The sequence below is a fragment of the Caballeronia sp. A2-2 genome, assembly GCF_057612605.2.
Genome location: NZ_CM172588.1, coordinates 1,051,755 through 1,071,021 on the forward strand (window position 1 = coordinate 1,051,755; position 19,267 = coordinate 1,071,021).

A 19,267-nucleotide genomic window follows, 5' to 3' on the forward strand; every position below is an offset into this window, starting at 1 on the left:
CTGACGCACGCGCTGCCGGTGGCGGATGCGCCGTTCCAGCAATCGCGAGCCGCTGAACCGGTAATCGATCGCCGCGCCCAGCATGGCGAGGATGGTGACCCCGGCGATCCAGCCGAGCGCGATGCTGTCGAACGTATAGCAAGTCCCGACGCCACCCGCCATGGCGGCGGCAAAGACCGCGAACACGATGGCAATGGGCGGGCAATGCTCATGCTCCACGTGTTGTTTACCGAAAGCTCCCATGCCTTCCTGGTAGCCGCTCAAGGAATAGACGCCTATCGTTTTATTCATTCTGTTCTCCAAACTGACCTCACGTTTGCATGTTTGCAAACTTACTCAGTTGGAGAACAGGGCGGTATCAGATTTGTCCGAACTACGGGCCGTAACGTCCCACGCTTGACTTTCGAAGCATGAAACGCAAGCGGCCCTGCATCGTGTCAATGCTATTTGGCAGGCGCAAATTCAGGCGTACTGGCTTCGGCTTCACCGGCCACCGGCACTACGCCCGACTGCCCGAACACATGCGGCTGAAGCATCAGCGCGATCAACCCCGTCCAGCCCGTCTGATGCGATGCGCCCACGCCGCGCCCGTTGTCGCCATCGAAATATTCGTGGAACAGGACGAGATCGCGCGAACGCGGATCGGCCTGTAGCTGCGGATAGGCGGCCATCACCGGACGTTTACCGTCCTTGTCCAGCAGAAAGAGCGTGGTGAGCCTTCGCGCAAGTTCATCGGCGATTTGCGCGAGCGAGAAGCACTGGCCCGAGCCGGTCGGATACTCCACGCGGAAATCGTCGCCGTAATAGCGGTGGAATTCGCGGATCGACTGAATCAGAAGGTAGTTCACCGGCATCCAGATCGGGCCGCGCCAGTTCGAATTGCCGCCGAACACGCGCGAATCCGATTCCGCTGGCAAGTAGCGGATGCTGAAGCTGTCGCCGTTGTGATAGTAAGTAAACGGCTCGTCGCGATGCACCCGCGAGAGCGCACGCACACCGTGATCGGAGAGAAACTCGCTTTCGTCGAGTAAACGCCGCAGCAGCGCCTTCATGCGATGCCCGCGCAGCAACGACAGCAGCACGCTGTTGCCCTTGCCCGCCACGTTCCAGCGCGACACCAGCCGCGCGAGATCGCTGCGATGCTCCAGAAACCAATGCAGCCGGTCGCGCAGCCCCGGTAAACCGTTGTTCACGCCCGGTTCCAGCACATGCACCGCGAACATCGGAATGAGTCCGACGATGGAACGAATGCGCATGGGCACGCTCGACCCGTCCGGCAGGCGCAGCTTGTCGTAGAAGAATTCGTCCTCGCTGTCCCACAGGCCCGTATCGCAATCGTCCTCGCAACTCACGGCTTCGGCGATATACAGGAAGTGCTCGAAGAACTTCACCGCGATATCGATGAACACCTTGTTCGCATACGCCAGTTCCAGCGCGATACGCATGAGATCGAGCGCATACGCCGCCATCCATGCGGTGCCGTCGGCCTGATCGATATGCCCGCCCGTCGGTAAGGGCGACGAACGATCGAAGATGCCCACGTTGTCCAGCCCGAGAAAGCCGCCCTGAAAAATGTTGCGGTCGTCGGCGTCCTTGCGGTTGACCCACCACGAGAAGTTCAGCAGCAACTTGTGGAACACGAGTTCCAGAAAATCGCGATCGCCCTTTCCGGTGATCGCGCGATCGATTTCGTACACTCGCCACGTCGCCCATGCGTGCACGGGCGGGTTGGCATCGCCGAACGCCCATTCGTAGGCCGGCAACTGCCCGTTGGGATGCTGATAACGGTCCTTCACCAGCAACAGCAATTGCCGCTTGGCGAATTCAGGATCGATCAGCGCGAACGCGGCCGCATGAAACGCGAGGTCCCACGAGGCATACCACGGGTATTCCCACTTGTCCGGCATCGACACGATGTCCGCGTTGCACAGATGCCGCCAGTCGGAATCGCGTCCGCGACGGCGCTGTTTGGGCGGCGTGGGCTGAAGCGGGTCGCCGTCGAGCCAGCGCGTGACATCGAACATGTAGTACTGCTTGGACCACAGCATGCCCGCCAGCGCCTGACGTTGCACGAGCCGCTGATCGGCATCGGCGATGTCGTGTTGCAGCGCGCCGTAGAACTCGTCCGCTTCCGCGATGCGCCGCGTAAACAGCGCATCCACATCGAGCGGCAGTTCGTCGGGCGCGGACTCGGGACGCCAGCGCATGTAGACGGTCGCCTTCGCGTGCCCCGCGATGTCGAGATGCACGCGCGCCGCCGCTCGCGTGCCGGCATCGCGGCGAATGGCGTTTTCTTCGCCGTGCAGCACGTAATCGTTGAAGCCGTCCTTGAACGGCCCTTCGCCTTCCATGTTGAAAAGACGCTTCACGTTGGTGTCGTTTTCGCAGAACAGCCATTCGACGGCCTGCACGTCCGGCGACCATGCGGTGACCACCATCGGTTCGTGGCCGGATTGCGTCGCCAGCACGTAAACCGCGTCGTTGACGTTTTCCAGCGCGAGTTGCGGCTTGACCGGCAGCGTCTTCCACGACCACACGTTGCGCGCCCACATCTGCGGCAGCACATCGAGCGAAGCGGCTTCGTCGCCACGATTTTCGATGGTCACGCGCATCACGATATCGTCCGCCGTGTGCTTGGCGTATTCCACCTGCACGTCGAAATAGCGGTCGTCCTCGAACACGCCGGTATCGAGCACTTCGTACTCCGGCTGATCGGGACCGCGCCGCGCGTTTTCATCGACGAGATCGGAATACGGATACGCCCGATGCGGATACTTGTAGAGCATGCGCATGTAGGAATGCGTGGGCGTGCCGTCGAGATAGAAGTACAGTTCCTTCACGTCCTCGCCGTGATTGCCCTGCTCGTTCGTGAGGCCGAACAGCCGTTCCTTGATGATCGGATCATTGCCGTTCCACAACGCCAGCGACACGCACCAGTTGAGCTTGTCGTCGCCGAAACCTGCCAGCCCGTCCTCGCCCCAGCGATACGCGCGGCTGCGTGCATGATCGTGCGGAAAGTACTCCCACGCGGTGCCGAATTCGCTGTAATCCTCGCGTACCGTGCCCCACTGCCGCTCGCTGAGATACGGTCCCCAGCGTTGCCAGCGCGGACAGTCCGCCGAATGCAGGCGCGCACCTTCGACGGTATCGAGCTGATTGGCGGCGCGCGTTTTGGGCATGGGTTTCTCCAAGGGATCTTGCGGATGACTTTCGATTGATTCGCGTCACTCGGCAACGGCGTTGAGCGCGCGCATGAAGACACGTAATTTAGCGCGTTTTGCAAGGGGCGCGAGCAGTCATGTCCCGGCAAGCAGCCGTTCCACGCGCATGAGTTCGGCGAGCGACCATGCCTGAAACGGCGTGCCGCCCGGTGTGTGCGGTACATCGCCGTCGGCGACTTCGGACAGATGGTCCAGACCGTATCGGTCCAGATGCGCGTAGAGCGGCGCAAGAAAGCGCTCGCGCACGCCGTCCGCGCCATGCACGCGCAACCACGCCTCGATGAACGGGCCCATCAGCCAAGGCCATACGGTGCCCTGATGATAGGCGCCATCGCGTTCCAGCACGCCGCCCGCGTAATGCGGACGATACGCCGGATCGTTTGGCGCCAACGTGCGAAGCCCGAGCGGCGTCAGCAATTGCGCTTCGACCTGCGCGATCACGGCGCGCGCCACTTCGTCATCGACGATCTGGAACGGCAAGCCGCCCACCGCGAAAATCTGGTTCGGACGAATGGAACGGTCCAGCTTGTTCGGCTCGTGATCGGCATCGACGACATCGTAGAGCGTGTGGGTATCGGGATCGACGAAACGCGCGGCGAAGGATTGCCGCGCGCGGTCGCGCATGTCGCTCCAGCGCGGGTCCCATGCACTCACGATGGTCAGCGCGTTGATCCACAGCGCCTGCACTTCCACCGGCTTGCCGATGCGCGGCGTCACCACCCAGTCGCCGGCCTTCGCATCCATCCACGTGAGCTGCACGCCGGGCGTGCCCGCGCGCAAGAGACCATCGGTGCCCGCCGCGATATTGAAGCGCGTGCCGCGCGTATAGCCTTCGAGGATCGATTCGGCCGCGCGTTGCAATCGTGCGGCAGTGGCGGCATGCGCCACGCCCGCTTCCAGAAAATCGTGCACCGCGACGATGAACCACAACGACGCATCCACCGCGTTGTATTCGGGCAGGCCGCCGCTGTCGGGAAAGCGGTTCGGCACCATGCCTTCGGAAATGGTATCGGCCCATTCGAGCAGGATCGATTCGGCTTCCTGATGCCGTCCCGCCGCGAGCAAGAGTCCGCGCATGGAGATGAAGGTATCGCGGCCCCAGTCGGTAAACCACGGAAAGCCCGCGATGATCGTGCGCCCGACATTGCGATTCACCACATACGCATCCGCCGCGCGCGAGAGGCGCGAATCGAACGCGGCGCGGCGTGTGGTCTCGCGTGCGGCGAGCTTCGTTGCGTGCGTGAGCGCATCGTCGGTATGCGGCGGTTCGTGTTCTTCGAGCGCGTGGAGGATCAGCACGGCATCGCCGCGCGCGAGATCGAAATGGAACACACCCGGCGAGGCCAGATCTTCCGTGAAGTCCAGCCCGCGTTCCTGTTCGCGCGCATAGCAGAAGTTGCGATACCAGTCCGGCTTGTGCTCGTAACGTCCGTTCGATGTCGCGATGATCACCGGATACTCGTTATAAGGACGCCAGTGGATGCGCTCGCCGTCGGCGCTGGCATCGAAACGGAATGCGCTGTTTTCATGATGCAGCGCGTGATAGTCGCGGCCAGAAACGAGCGCGCGCACCTCTAGCGATGCCGCGGATGGCGCATTCTCCAGACGCCAGCGCAGCACCGTCTCGCGGCTTTCCTTCGCGACGAATACTTCGGCCACGGCCACCGCGTTATCACCGATGCGAAAGCGCCAGGTCGGCCACGGCTGTGTGTCGAAGGAAAGGAGATTGGCGCGCGCATCGGGATACAGCACGTCGGGCGCATAACGCTGCATGGTCAGAGGAAAGCGCTCGCCGTTCATCTCCAGCCACGCTTCGACGCCGTTCACCAGCACGACGCGTCCGGCGGGCGGCTCGGTCGCGGTGAGCAGCAAGGCCTGATAGCGCCGCGTGCGCTGCGTGCCGACCGTGCCCGATGCGAAGCCGCCGTACGCATCCGCTTCGAGCCATTCGTCGTCGAAGCGCGCGTCGTCGATGGGCGGATCGATGCGCGTCATGCGGCCGCCTTGCGCTGATAGTCCTTCAGCGCGCGCCGCGCCTGCGTTTGAATCGCTTCCTGCGTCTTGGACGACCAGCCGAACAGCAGTCCCTTGATGCCGAGCGCCTGACGGCTCCAGCGCCACAGATCGAACGAATCGGTTTGTTCGGCGATCAAACCATCGCGGATGGCGAAGCGCGACTCGATGTGATTGACGACGAAGCGGCCCGTCGCCGAATACGTGTAGCGCGCGACTGCCTTCGCGCTGGCCGTCTGCCCGACGGAGGCGATGTCATCGACCGACAGCGTGAAGTCGGCGGCGCGTCCGAGCAGCATGCGCCACATGTCGCCCGCCTCGCGGCCATGCAGCGGGCCGAACGCCGGGTCCTGAAAGCGGATGTCGGGCGCATAGCACGCGGCCATCGCGTCGGCATCCAGCGATTGAAACGCGCGGTAGAAGCGCTCGATCAGTTCGATGTTGTCTTGGTTCGCCATGCGGGCGCGGCCCCGTTTGTAATGACGTTTGCGCCGATGAGGTTCGCGTCATCATAAACCGGCTTGGCGGTCCACGCTCTACGTTAACGCGCGATCAGCAACGTCACCGCATGAATCAGCAACCCGACCGCGCCGCCCACCAGCGTCCCGTTCACGCGAATGAACTGCAAATCACGCCCGATGTTGAGTTCGACATCGCGCACGAGTGTGGCGTCGTCCCATTGCTTGACGGTCGCGGCAATATGTTTCGCGATGCCTTCGCGCAGTTCCGGCGCGAGCGCCTTCAATGCATCGCGCATATGTTCGTTGATGGAATCGTGCAGCGCAGGATCGCCGCCCAACGCCTGCGCAAAACCAGAAGCCACGCTCACCACTTTCGCGTGCAAGGCGGAATCGGGCCGCTTGAGATCGGCGTCGAGCCACGCGGTGAATTCATCCCACAGGCCGTTCACGTACCCGCGCAGTTCTGGCCGCTCCAGCCATTCGCGCTTGTGTTCGTCGATACGCGCCTTGAACGCCGGATCACTGCGCAGACGTTCGACGAAGCGCGCGACGGCGGCGTCGAAAGCCTGACGGCGTTCGTGTTCGGGATCGCTGCTGATATCGTGCAGCCATTGATTCGCGCCGCGCACGAGGCCCGCTGCGAACTTCGCGCCGAGTTCGTCCGCGCTCAGTCCGACGAAACCGAGCATGCCGACGAGCTTCGGATATTCCTCCCCCGCCACGCCGACGATGCGCGCCGCCAGCATCTCCTGCACTTCCGGCTTGTCGAGCCACGCGGCGGTCTGCTTAAGCCCCTCGTCGAGCAAGAGCTGATGCCTGCGATCTTCCGTCAGCGCCGCCAGCACGCCGCCCGCCGCGCCCGCGAGATCGAACGAATCCGCGCGGCGGCGAATGGCTTCGTACAGCATGCTTTTCACGCGCTCGTCGTCCATGAAGGACAACAACTGCGCGACCGCCGTCACCGCTTTACGGCCGAGCAGATCGGCGTTTTTCGGCTCCGCGAGCCATGAAGACAAACGGCTCGCCGGATCGAATGCGTTGACGCGCGCGACCAGTGCATCGGTGCCCAAAAAACGGTCGCGCACGAACGCGGCGAGATTGTCCGCGACGCGCGCCTTGTTGGCGGGAAGGATTGCCGTATGCGGAATCGGCACGCCGAGCGGATGCCGGAACAGCGCGACGACCGCGAACCAGTCCGCGAGCGCGCCGACCATCGCGGCTTCCGCGAACGACGATACCCATGCCCACGCGCCGATATCGTGCTGACTTTTCGCGAGCGCGAACAACGCGCCGGCCGCGACCAGCAACGCGGCGGCGAACCACTTCATTCTGTTGAGCGCGGCGGCTTTATCCTGCGTGTCCATCCTGATCTTGTTCGTGGGGTGTTGAGGAGGCCGCAAGCATACCAGCGCGGCCTCGCTGCAAGGCCAGAAGCGTGTCGATGGCGCGCGCGGCGTCATCGACGGGAACGAAGATGTGGTCGTGATACGCCGCCGCGATCACATTGCAACTGATGTTGGCGTCACCCAATGCGTGGGCGAATGCCGCTGTCAAACCCACCGCGTTGAGATCGGAGTGCACGGTGAGCGTGATCCACGCGGCACGAAACAGCGGCGTGAGTTCCGCGGCTTCGGCTGCCGCTTCCTCCATGACGACCGTCATGCCTTCACGCTCGCGAAACGTCGCGACGATGCCCGCGCCGCTCACCGCCGCATCGTGCGGCAGCGAGGCGAACACGTAGACGCCCGGCTGCAACTCGGGCTGCATCGAGGCGATCAGCGTGTCGAGGTTCGAGATGGCTTGCGACATCGCGTTCACGCTGCGTTTTCCGCAGGCGGCGTGCGCGCCAGCACCGCCTTCAACGCCGCACCCGTGTGACTGCGCGGATGCCTCGACAGCGTTTCCGGGTCCGCCGCCGCGACAATCGTCCCGCCGTTCACGCCGCCTTCCGGCCCGAGGTCGAGCACCCAGTCCGCTTCCGCGATCACATCGAGATCATGTTCGATGACGATCACGCTATGCCCGCCATTCACCAGACGATGCAGCACGCGAATCAGCTTCGCCACATCGGCCATGTGCAGGCCGACGGTCGGTTCATCGAGCACATACAGCGTGTGCGGCGGCTTTTGCCCGCGCCGCGTGATGTCGTCGCGCACCTTCGACAGTTCGGTGACGAGCTTGATACGCTGCGCCTCGCCGCCCGACAGCGTAGGCGACGGCTGACCGAGCGTGAGATAGCCGAGCCCGACATCGCACAGCAATTGCAGCGGATGCGCGATGCTCGGCATCGACCCGAAGAACTCCACGGCTTCGTCGATTTCCATCGTCAGCACTTCGCCGATGTTCTTGCCGCGCCACGTCACCGCGAGCGTTTCGGGATTGAAGCGCTGGCCGTGACAGACATCGCACGGTACTTTCACGTCCGGCAGAAAGCTCATCGCGATGGTGCGCACGCCCTGGCCCTCGCAGGCGGGACAACGGCCATCGCCCGTGTTGAACGAGAAGCGCGAAGGCGTGTAACCGCGTGCGCGCGCTTCGAGCGTATCCGCGAACAGCTTGCGGATGGTGTCCCACATGCCGATGTAGGTCGCCGGACACGAACGCGGCGTCTTGCCGATCGGCGTCTGATCCACTTCCAGCACGCGGTCGATGGCTTCGAAACCGGTTACGCCCGCGCAGCCTTGCCATGCGTGCGCGACTTCGTACTTCGGACGCGGCGCTTCACGCGAGAGCACGCTGGAACGCGATCTCGTCGTGGGCGAAGCGGCTTGCGCGGTCTTGCGTGCGCGTCTTTCCGCAGGCGATGACAACACCGAGCGGCCCACGGCATCGAGCAGATTCGTCATGAGCACATCGCGGGCGAGCGTGGACTTGCCGGAGCCGGACACGCCCGTGATCGCCACGAGCCGGTTGAGCGGCATGCTGGCGGTCACGTTGCGCAGGTTGTGCAGCGTCGCGCCTTCGACCGTGAGCCAATTCTCCGGCGTGGCGGGACGTTTGGCAGTACCGATGCGCACATCGCGGCGCGGCTGCAACGGATGCACGATCGGGTTCGCCAAATACTGCCCCGTCAGCGACGCCTTGTGCGCCGCGAGGTCCGTCACGTTGCCTTGCGCGACCACGGTGCCGCCACGCTTGCCCGCGCCCGGCCCGATGTCGATGATATGGTCGGCACGCCGAATCGTATCTTCGTCATGCTCCACGATGACAAGCGTATTGCCCTTGTCATTGAGCTTCTTCAACGCCGACAGCAGAATCAGATTGTCACGCGGATGCAGGCCGATGGTCGGTTCATCCAGCACATAACACACGCCTTGCAGATTGCTGCCGAGTTGCGCGGCCAGTCGAATGCGCTGCGCCTCGCCGCCTGACAACGTGGGCGCGGCACGATCCAGACTCAGATAACCCAGGCCCACTTCTTCGAGGAATTGCAGACGCCCTTCGATCTCGCTCACCACATCGCGCGCGATATCGGCATCGCGTCCCGCAAGTTTGAGCGATGCAACCCATTCGCGCGTATCGCTCACCGTCCAGCGTCCGACCTCGGTGATCGGATAGTTGCCGAAGGTGACCGCGCGCGCGACATCGTTCAGACGCGTGCCTTCGCAATCCGGGCACGGCTGATCCACGATATCGTCCGGCTCCTGATCCACCGAGCCGATGGTCTGCTCGCGTCCGCGATCGTCCTGCGCAAGGATGGTGTCGTCGAACACGGCGCGCTGTTCGCGCGTGAGCTTCACGCCCGTGCCCACACACGTATCGCACCAGCCATGCTTGCTGTTGTAGGAGAACATGCGCGGATCGAGTTCGGGATAACTCGTGCCGCATACCGGACACGCGCGCTTGGTGGAAAACACACGCGTTTCTTCCTTGCCGCGACGCGCGCCGTCTTGCCATGAACCATGAAGATCGTCGAGCGGTGCGCACAGATGCATCACGCCCTTGCCGAGTTCGAGTGTTTCATCGAGACGTCGGCGCAGTTCCGCTTCGTTATCCGCGGACACGATGAAATCCGCCACCGGCAATTCGATCGTATGCTCGCGGAAACGGTCGAGACGCGGCCACGGAGCGACCGGCAGGAATTCGCCATCCACACGCAAATGCGTGCTGCCGCGCGTCTTCGCCCACTTGGCGAGGTCCGTATAAACACCCTTTCGATTCACCACCAGCGGCGCAAGCAAACCCACATGTTGCCCCTTGAAATCACGCATGATCTGCGCTGCGATGGACTCCGAACTTTGTGCCTGCACCGGCGTGCCATCGTGGATGCAATGCTGAATGCCGAGCTTCACGTAAAGCAAGCGCAGGAAGTGCCACACTTCGGACGTGGTCGCGACCGTTGACTTGCGCCCGCCGCGCGACAAGCGCTGTTCGATGGCGACGGTCGGCGGAATGCCGTACACGGCATCGACTTCGGGACGCCCCGCCGGTTGCACGATCGACCGCGCATACGCGTTCAACGATTCGAGGTAACGGCGCTGGCCTTCGTGAAACAGAATATCGAACGCGAGCGTGGATTTGCCCGAACCAGACACGCCCGTCACCACGTTGAACTTGTTGTGCGGAATATCGACATCGAGTGACTTGAGGTTGTGCTCGCGCGCATTGACGATACGCACCACGTTCTCGCCCTGCAACGCGCGCCGCGCGCTCGCCACTTCCGCCGCGAGTTGCAGCGGCACGCCCGCGCGCTTTTCCGCCGCGCCTGGTTGCATGGATTCTTCGTAGTCGATCAACGCGCGGCCCGTATGCGAACGCTCGCACGCGGCCACTTCATCCGGCGTGCCCACGCACACCACTTCGCCGCCCGCATCGCCGCCTTCCGGGCCGAGATCGATGATCCAATCCGCCGCGCGAATCACATCGAGATTATGTTCGATGACGATCAGCGAATGCCCGCGTTCGAGCAAACGGCGCAACGCCTGCATGAGCTTGGCGATATCGTCGAAATGCAGGCCGGTGGTCGGTTCGTCGAACATGAACAGGCGGCTTTCGCTTTTCTTCACCTGCGCCGTTTCCGCCAGAAAACCCGCGAGTTTCAGGCGTTGCGCTTCGCCGCCGGACAGTGTCGGCACGGGCTGGCCGAGCTTCACGTATTCGAGACCGACATCGACGATGGGTTGCAGCACGCGCAGCACTTCGGCATCGTTGGCGAAGGCTTCCACGGCTTCGCTCACCGTGAGGTCGAGCACATCCGCGACGCTCAACTCATGCGCGCCACGCTCGATCTTCACTTCGAGAATTTCCGCGCGATAACGGCGGCCATCGCAATCCGGGCAACGCAGATAGACATCGGAAAGGAACTGCATTTCGACGTGCTCGAAGCCCGAGCCGCCGCAAGTCGGACAACGACCATCGCCCGAGTTGAAGCTGAACATGCTTGCGCTATAGCCGCGTTGCAAGGCGAGCGGCGCTTTCGCAAAGAGCTTGCGGATTTCATCGAACGCGCCGACATAGCTCGCCGGATTCGAGCGCGCCGTGCGGCCGATCGGCGACTGATCGACGAAGATCACATCGCCGAGTTGCTCCGCGCCCTTCAGTGCGCGAAACGCGCCGGGTGCTTCGGTGGCCTTACCGAAATGACGCATCAACGCGGGCGCGAGCACGTCCTGAATCAAGGTGGATTTGCCCGAACCGGATACGCCCGTCACGCACACGAGCCGTTGCAGCGGAATCTCGACGGTGACATCTTTCAGGTTGTGATCGCTTGCGCCTTCGAGCGTCAGACGCGGCGTTTTTGCATCCACCGCGCGGCGATTCCAGTTCGATACATGCGCGACATGCTTGCGTCCGCCGAGATACGCGCCGGTCAATGTTTCGGTTGCCTGAATATCGTCGGGTGCGCCGTCGAACACGATCTGCCCGCCGCGTTCGCCCGGTCCCGGACCCATGTCGATGAGCCGGTCCGCTGCAAGCATCACCGAAGGATCGTGCTCGACGACGACGAGCGTATTGCCCGCATCGCGCAACCGGTGCATGGCTTCGACAATGCGATTCAGATCGCGCGGATGCAGCCCGATGCTCGGTTCATCGAGCACGAACAGCGTGTTCACCAGCGACGTGCCGAGCGCGGTCGTCAGGTTGATGCGCTGCACTTCGCCGCCCGACAGCGTGCGCGATTGCCGGTCGAGCGTGAGATAGCCGAGGCCGACATCGCAGAGATATTTAAGGCGCGTGCGCACTTCCGCGTGCAGGAGCTTGAGCGCTTCGTCGAGCAGAGTTGATGGCAGCGTGAGCGAATCGAAGAAGCGGCGGATGCGTTCGATCGGCATCAGCATGAGGTCGTGCACGGTGAGTCCCGACAGCGCTTCGAGTTGCGGACGCGTCCAGTCCACGCCCATCGGCAAGAAGCGACTGGCGGGCTTCAGAACGGCATCGGCCTGTTCCTTCGTGCCCAGACGCCACAGCAGCGATTCGGTCTTGAGCCGCGCGCCCGCGCAGACAGGGCACGTCGTATAGCTGCGGTACTTCGACAGCAATACGCGGATGTGCATCTTGTACGCCTTCGATTCCAGATAATCGAAAAAGCGCTGAACGCCGTACCACTGGTTCTGCCACTTGCCGTTCCAGTCGGGCGAACCTTTGATGACCCAGTCCTTTTCCTTCTGCGTCAGTTCGCGCCAGGGCACGCCCAGCCGAATGCCCGCCTTCGCGCCGTAACGCACGAGGTCGTCCTGATTCTCTTTCCACGCGGGCGTTTGCAGCGTTTTGATCGCGCCTTCGCGCAGCGTCTTGTTCTCGTCGGGAATCACCAGACCGTAATCGACGCCGATCACGCGGCCGAAGCCACGACACGTTTCGCACGCGCCATAGGCCGAGTTGAACGAGAACAACGCGGGCTGCGGGTCTGCGTAACGCAGATCGCTTTCCGGGCAATGCAGGCCGGTGGAAAAGCGCCAGATATCCGGCTCGCCTTCTTCCTTCAGCACGTAGACCGTCACGCGGCCCGTGCCGCGGAGCAATGCGCTTTCGATGGCTTCGAGCGCACGCGAACGCTCGATGTTGTGCAGGCGAAAGCGGTCGGCGACGACATCGAGCATCTGCCGCATGCCGTGTTCGGTCTGCACATGGCGCTTGGCCTGCACGCGCGTGTAACCGCTCGCGGAGAGCCATTGTTCGACTTCGGCATCGCTGGCGGTATCGGGCAATTCGACGGGGAACGTGATCGCCAGACGCGGATCGTCCGCTTGCGTGCGGTCGAGCAGTTCCGCGTAGATCGTCTCCGGCGTGTCGTGCCGCACCGGCAGCGCGGTCTTTTTATCGAACAACTCGGCGGCGCGCGCGTAGAACAGCTTCAGATGGTCGTTCAGTTCGGTCATCGTGCCGACGGTCGAGCGCGAACTGCGCACCGGATTCGTCTGGTCGATGGCGATGGCGGGCGGCACACCGTCCACGCGATCCACCTGCGGCCGGTCCATGCGGTCGAGAAACTGGCGCGCGTAGGCGCTGAACGTTTCGACGTAGCGGCGCTGGCCTTCGGCGTAGAGCGTATCGAACACGAGACTGGACTTGCCGGAACCGGACGGGCCGGTGACGACCGTCATTTGGCCGGTGTGCAAATCGAGGTCGAGATTCTTGAGATTGTGCTGCCGTGCTCCGCGAATGCGGATTGCGTTGTTCGATGCCAATTTTTCAACCGATTCAATGAGTTGGACGGCTACATAAGCCGTTTGCGGCGCGTGTGTTCAGGGACCGGCGCGCGCGTGCCGCTGTGGACGGTACTGTACACGCATACAGTATTTGTCGCAAAAGTGTAGGCGAGTGTCCGGCCTGCCGAAGCAACCGAAGGCGCAAGGTTCTCGCCCGCTCACTTCTCCGACAGATGCGCGATGACCGCATCCGCCACCGCGTCCGGTGCTTCGCGCTGCGGAAAATGTCCGATGCCGTCGATCACCACGCGCCGATAACCTGCCGTGAAGTACTGCTCCTGACTCAATGTCAGCGATGCGTCCGTGCACGTATCCGCGCCACCGTGGATGACGAGCGCGGGGACATCGAGCTTCGTCACGGTTCCGAGCCGTTGCGTGAGGGCCGCGAACGCCGGGTCCGAGACTTCGCCATCGCGCCAGCGTCGCCGATAGGCGTTCAAAGTGATCGGCACCCATTCGGGATTCTCGAAGGCACGCGCGCTCGCGGCAAATTCGGCTTCGTCGTACCAGCCTGCGGGTGCCCACGTATCCCACTGAATGCGCGCGAAGCCGATGGGATCGGCGGCGATCGCTTTCGGGCCACCATCGAGCGACATGAACCACTGATACCAGTAGCGCCGCGCCTGTTCGAAGTCCGGCAGATCGAACGCGCCCGCCGGTTGATAGCCGACAGAAAACGCCGCCATGCGACGCACGCGTTCGGGAAACAGCGCGGCGGCGGTGTACGCGGCGCGCGCGCCCCAGTCGTGACCGACGAGATCGAAGGTTTCGAGACTGAGCGCATCCGCGAGATCGATGGCGTCTTGTACCAGCGCGACGGCGGAACCGTCGCGGGGCGTGTCGGCGCTGAGAAAACGCGTGCCGCCTGCGCCGCGCAATTCCGGCACGATGGTGCGAAAGCCTGCGTTGTTCAGCCGCGCGGCGACATTGCTCCAGCCGCGTGCGGCATCCGGCCAGCCGTGCAGCAAGAGGACGGCAGGACCTTCCGCCGGCCCGGTATCCGAGTAAGCGATCTCCAAAGTCTGCGTGGTGACGTGTCGGTCGAATTCCAGCATGACGGCGCTCCTCGGTGCGGGTTAAGCAACAATTTTAGAGTGAGTCGGGAACGCACGTTTGAGACGACTGAGATCCGGCTTACGGGAAAGTCCCGAAGCCGCAAACGGTGCATTTGCTTGACGCGCGGGAGTGTGGTCCGATAATGTCAGCTTAGATAAACGATTTCCTTTTTTTGTGCGCGACACTCAATGTGCGTCTACAAACATATAGTTAAACGTTTTTTAAACAATAAAGCCGCCGGACATTCTCGGCAGGCGACAAAGATGAAACTTCGATCACCCTCACAATCCCGAAGAACCTTCGTCAAACTCGCGGGCGTATCGGCCAGCGCACCGCTTTTCGGCGGCCTCGGCGCGCTCTCTCTGCTTAGCGGATGCGGCGGCCACGACGACTCCCCGCCCGCCACCGCACAAGACGCAATCTGGGGCCCCTCCGGTTCGGCGACGCAGATCATCAATGCGCTCAAAGGCGTCTCGACCTCGATGTTCCCGAACCGCCAGTTCCTCGTCACCGATTACGGCGCGAAGCCCTGCGCGGTCGTCGCCGCGACGAACCCGTACACCGACGCCACCAAGTCCCCGCTCTCCACCGGCGCGGACCAGACACAAGCGCCCGGCGCCTTCGATTCGCGCCCCGCATTCCTCGCGGCCATCGCAGCATGCAATGCGTTGGGCGGCGGTCAGGTCACCGTGCCCGCAGGCAACTGGTATTGCGCGGGTCCGATCGTGCTGCTGTCGAATGTGAACTTCCACCTGAGCGCGAATTGCGAAATCTTCTTCAGTCCCAATCCGGTGGATTACGCGAAGGACGGTCCGGTGGATTGCGGCGCGAACGGCAAGCTCTACTACAGTCGCTGGCAGGCAAACGATTGCCTCAACTACGCGCCGCCAGTGTATGCACGCAATCAGAAGAACATCGCGCTGACGGGTGAAGACACCAGCTCCGTGCTGAACGGTCAGGCCATGACGCCGTTCGCCGGCAGTGGAAACACGGCCACTAGCTGGTGGACATGGAAAGGCAACAACGGCGCGTATGGCTGCGTGAGTTCGTCTACACCTTCGCAGGCATCGAGCAATCCGAACAATATCGATCTCAGGACCGCCGTGCCCGGCATTTCCGATGCGCTCTACACAGAATTGACCAACCCCGCCACCCCCTGGCAGCAGGACCAGAACTATCTGCCCGCGCTGTCCGAAGCCGGTGTCGCCATCGAAAAACGCGTGTTCGGCTTAGGCCATTATCTGCGGCCGTGCATGGTGGAATTCATCGGCTGCACCAACGTGCTTATGCAAAACTATCGCACCATCAACACGCCGTTCTGGCAGCATCATCCGACCGATTGCACGAACGTGGTGATCGACGGCGTGACGGTGGACAGCATCGGCCCGAACAACGACGGTTTCGATCCCGACGCCTGCAACACGGTGCTGTGCCAGAACGTCACCTTCAACACCGGCGACGATTGCATCGCGATCAAATCGGGCAAGGATCTCGACACGCAATACGGTCCCGCGCAGAACCACGTCATTCAGAACTGCGTGATGAACAGCGGTCACGGCGGCATCACGCTCGGCAGCGAAATGGGCGGCGGCGTGCAGAAAATCTACGCGCGCAATCTGCAAATGCTCAACCAGTTCTGGGCGACGAATTCCCTGAACATCGCGATACGCATCAAGACGAACATGAATCGCGGCGGCTATGTGAAGGACTTCTATGTCGATAACGTCACGCTGCCGAACGGCGTGAGTCTGACGGGTGCGGGCTATGGCAGCAGCCTGCTCGCGGGCAGTCCGATCAACGCGACCGTGCCGCTTGGCGTGGTGACGGCGAGCGCGGCAAATCCATCGGCGTCGCAGGGCGGCATCATCACGTTCGATTGCGATTATCAGCCGTCGAAGGACGCCATTCGCACGCGTCCGGCGCTGGTGCAGAACGTTAATATCTCGAACCTGAAGGCGAGCAATGTGACGCTCAACGGTGTGACGGCTTCGTGTTTTCAGGCGATCGTCGCGCAAGGGCCGGTGGCGTTCGATTACAACGGGCCTGCGCCCACGCCGGCTATTCCGGCTATCACCGGCGTGACGCTCACCAATTGCGATTTCGGCACGCCGAGCGCGGCGGGTCCCGCGACTGCGACATCGCCGGGGCCGATCTACGCTTACAACGTGCATGACATCGTGCTCGTGAATTCGACGATAGCGGGGCAAGCGGTGAATCAGATGGTGACGGATGCGCGGTGAGAGCCGACGCCTTATAATTCGGCCTCCGTATTTTTGAGGCATCCGATTTTGTTCGATTCGTCACTGCGCGTTCCCACCGAAACCTCGTGCAAATGTTGCACGGGTTCCAGCCCGCTTTGCGGCGTCGTCGATTCTTCACGCGGCGGCGCTGATTCCATGGCCGGAAGAAAAGTCGATCCATATTCCGGCATATCGATTCACTACTATCGTTGCGGGCAATGCGGTTTCACCTTCACACCCGCATTCGATGACTGGACGCCCGCGCGCTTTCGCGAAGCCATCTACAACGATGATTACGCGCGGCAAGACCCGGAATATCTCGGCGCGCGTCCGGCGCGAGATGCACAGATCATCGGCGATCATTTCCCCGAACTCGCGTCCGTTGAACTGCTGGATTTCGGCTCGGGATCGGGGCTTCTCGAACAACAACTTCGCGCGCGCGGCTTTGCGCATGTGCGCTCGTACGATCCCTTCGGCCAAGCTCAAAACGCCGATGCGTTGAACCGAAAGTTCCGCGTAATCTTCGCGTTCGAGGTGTTCGAACATCACGTCGATCCGCGTGAACTGGTGAAAGTGCTTGCCGGCATGCTTGACGAACACGGCGCGATTCTACTGAGCACGCTTTTCGTGCCGCAAAGCGTGCCGCAGCAAGGTATCGAAACGTGGTGGTATTGCATGCCGCGCAACGGGCATCTGTCGTTCTTCACGCCCTCTTCGCTTGCGTTGCTTGCTTCGTATAGCGGATTGAAAGCCGCGTCGTTCGATGACGGACTGCACTTCCTTTACAAGAATGAAGTGCCCGCGTGGGCCGCGCGGTTGCAACACACGCTTCACGACGTTTGAAGCTCACGCTCCAATCAACACGCCTGTCCTGAACGCCTTCTCCCCCGTCACCCGCCCCATCGGTGCGCCGGCCTGCACGAAGCGGAGCGCGCGCCGCATGTAGAACACGCCGTCGTTCTTCGTCGTGACGGTGACGACTTCATCCGTGAGCGGATCGACGATATCGAACACGGCATCACCCGCCGTCAACCGCGCGCCGATCTGTGCCCGATACACCACGATCCCGCTCATCGGCGCGATCAATTGTTCGCTGCCCGCGAGCGGCGTCGCCGGATGCTCAAGTGGTGGCATCTCGCGCGGCTCGCCTTCGATCACCCCGCGCAGCATCAGGAAATCGACGATGGCCTGCGCATCCGCGCGCGCGGTGTCATACCCCACGTCACGCTGCCCGCGATGCTCCACCGTCGCCGCGATATTCGGCGCGGCGAGCGGCACGGCATCGCCCAGACGCGCACGCAGGTCGTGCCATAGAAGCGCGTGAATTTCGTCGAAGGACTGGCCGCCCGAATCGGTCGCGAGCAATGAGCCGTTCGCGCCGAGATAGCGCGCCAACGGTTCGATTGCAGGCCAGCTTGCGGGACTGGTGTAGAGATGCACCGTCGCTTCGAGCGAGCAATGCAGATCGAGCACGATATCGGCATCCGAGGCGAGCACGAGCAGCGCGAGCCGCAGCGATTCGAACTCGTTGTTCGCGCGCATTTCACCCAGCATGTCGCGCAACGTACGACGCAAAATGCGTGTGTTGTGCGCCGCATCGTCGCCGGAAAAATGAGCGCGCGCGCGTTCGATCAACGCATCGGCAGGCGGCATGGGAAAGCCGCGATTGAAGTTCTGGCCGCTGTTCGCTTCGAACCGGCCCATGAAATGTCCGAGCACATGTTGCGATAGCCCGATGGGATTCGCCACCGGCACGAGCACGATCTCGCCCCGCACGCGCCCTTCGGCTTCGAGTTCGCGCAGGTGTTGTTTGAGCGTCCATGCAGTGAGCATGGCCGGGGTTTCGTCGGCGTGCAGCGCGGCCTGGATGAAAACTTTTTCGACAGCATCAGGCGGGCCGAAATGAAAGCTGACGAGTTCGCGGGACGTGCCGAGTGTCGTCGTCACGAGCGAATGGCGTCGTGTTTGCATGGTGATGATCCTCGTTCGCCGTGGAGGTCGGAATTGAAAATGCTTGCGCGCGAACTCGGCAGTCTACGCGTCGCGTGCCATCACGCGACGGTGGAAGAAATAGTGACGAAAGAAAACGCGGGCGTGACGATCACGCCCGCCGAACGAAACGCTCAACGCGCGGCGTGCCGCGTCCGCGATGCGCTCTTGCTCCGGCTCGCGGCATTCGCCCGGCGCGTGGCCCAACCCTTCTTCGCCGCCGCCGACCGGTCCGTCGCCGAACGCCGGCTGGCGGCCGCATGCGTCTGCCTTGACAGCGCCTTGGGCGATGCCGCCTTCGTGCTCTCACGCTTGAGCGCACGCGTGGACGCAGCCGAGCGCTTCGCCTTCGATTCCGTGCTCCGGCTCGTCGTGCGATGCGCCGCCTTCGTGTCCTGCGCGGCCTTCTTGCGGGTGGCTTCGGACACGGTGCCCTTCTTCGGCGCCTTCGTCTTCACGCCCGAGCGCCGCGCCTCGGACAGACCGATCGCGATCGCCTGCTTCGCGGACTTCGCGCCGTGCTTGCCTTCGCGAATGTGGTCGATCTGTTCCTTCACGAACGCGCCTGCTTGCGTGCTGGGAGACTTTCCGGCGCGCTTCGCCTTCGAGGCGCGCTCCACGGTTTTCTTCTCGGGCAT

Annotated in this window: 12 protein-coding genes; 3 read left to right on the forward strand and 9 right to left on the reverse strand. The window is 62.7% G+C overall.

Going from position 1 to position 19,267, the window contains the following annotated elements:
• Window positions 1-18: 18 nt before the first annotated feature.
• Entirely contained in the window at window positions 19-414 is a 396-nt protein-coding gene (locus ACZCWR_RS21205; protein ID WP_487303591.1) for a hypothetical protein, read from the forward strand.
• A gap of 29 nt (window positions 415-443) precedes the next feature.
• On the opposite strand, the gene ACZCWR_RS21210 is transcribed toward ACZCWR_RS21205, so the two are convergent.
• The 7 genes from ACZCWR_RS21210 to ACZCWR_RS21240 form a co-directional block, all read right to left on the reverse strand.
• Complete coding sequence (locus tag ACZCWR_RS21210; RefSeq protein ID WP_487303592.1) at window positions 444-3,179, reverse strand: MGH1-like glycoside hydrolase domain-containing protein; 2,736 nt, start codon at window positions 3,177-3,179, stop codon at window positions 444-446.
• Window positions 3,180-3,296: 117 nt separating this feature from the next.
• A complete protein-coding gene (locus tag ACZCWR_RS21215) occupies window positions 3,297-5,216 on the reverse strand; it encodes an amylo-alpha-1,6-glucosidase (RefSeq protein WP_487303593.1) in 1,920 nt (639 codons plus the stop codon).
• Window positions 5,213-5,692 (reverse strand): nuclear transport factor 2 family protein, encoded by a 480-nt coding sequence (locus ACZCWR_RS21220; protein ID WP_487303594.1) that lies wholly within the window; start codon window positions 5,690-5,692, stop codon window positions 5,213-5,215. Before ACZCWR_RS21220 ends, ACZCWR_RS21215 begins: the two co-directional genes overlap by 4 nt.
• Before the next feature lie 83 nt (window positions 5,693-5,775).
• Window positions 5,776-7,059, reverse strand: a complete 1,284-nt coding sequence (locus tag ACZCWR_RS21225) for a DUF445 domain-containing protein (protein WP_487303595.1) — start codon at window positions 7,057-7,059, stop codon at window positions 5,776-5,778.
• Entirely contained in the window at window positions 7,043-7,504 is a 462-nt protein-coding gene (locus ACZCWR_RS21230) for an ACT domain-containing protein (RefSeq protein ID WP_487304765.1), read from the reverse strand. Before ACZCWR_RS21230 ends, ACZCWR_RS21225 begins: the two co-directional genes overlap by 17 nt.
• Before the next feature lie 5 nt (window positions 7,505-7,509).
• Entirely contained in the window at window positions 7,510-13,323 is a 5,814-nt protein-coding gene (gene uvrA, locus ACZCWR_RS21235; RefSeq protein WP_487303596.1) for an excinuclease ABC subunit UvrA, read from the reverse strand.
• 179 nt (window positions 13,324-13,502) lie between these two features.
• Window positions 13,503-14,399 carry an alpha/beta fold hydrolase gene (locus tag ACZCWR_RS21240; RefSeq protein WP_487303597.1) on the reverse strand — a complete coding sequence of 299 codons (897 nt, stop codon included), beginning with the start codon at window positions 14,397-14,399 and terminating at the stop codon, window positions 13,503-13,505.
• A gap of 264 nt (window positions 14,400-14,663) precedes the next feature.
• On the opposite strand from ACZCWR_RS21240, the gene ACZCWR_RS21245 reads away from it, so the two are divergent.
• Both ACZCWR_RS21245 and ACZCWR_RS21250 read left to right on the forward strand, forming a co-directional pair.
• Entirely contained in the window at window positions 14,664-16,640 is a 1,977-nt protein-coding gene (locus ACZCWR_RS21245) for a glycoside hydrolase family 28 protein (protein ID WP_487303598.1), read from the forward strand.
• A 156-nt stretch (window positions 16,641-16,796) separates the two neighbouring features.
• Window positions 16,797-17,483: a class I SAM-dependent methyltransferase gene (locus ACZCWR_RS21250; protein WP_487303599.1), complete on the forward strand. Its 687-nt coding sequence runs from the start codon at window positions 16,797-16,799 to the stop codon at window positions 17,481-17,483.
• Between the two features lie 3 nt (window positions 17,484-17,486).
• Here ACZCWR_RS21250 and ACZCWR_RS21255 read toward each other — a convergent pair whose 3' ends face one another.
• Both ACZCWR_RS21255 and ACZCWR_RS21260 read right to left on the reverse strand, forming a co-directional pair.
• Window positions 17,487-18,611: a succinylglutamate desuccinylase/aspartoacylase family protein gene (locus tag ACZCWR_RS21255; RefSeq protein WP_487303600.1), complete on the reverse strand. Its 1,125-nt coding sequence runs from the start codon at window positions 18,609-18,611 to the stop codon at window positions 17,487-17,489.
• A gap of 152 nt (window positions 18,612-18,763) precedes the next feature.
• Entirely contained in the window at window positions 18,764-19,267 is a 504-nt protein-coding gene (locus ACZCWR_RS21260; protein ID WP_487303601.1) for a DUF6496 domain-containing protein, read from the reverse strand.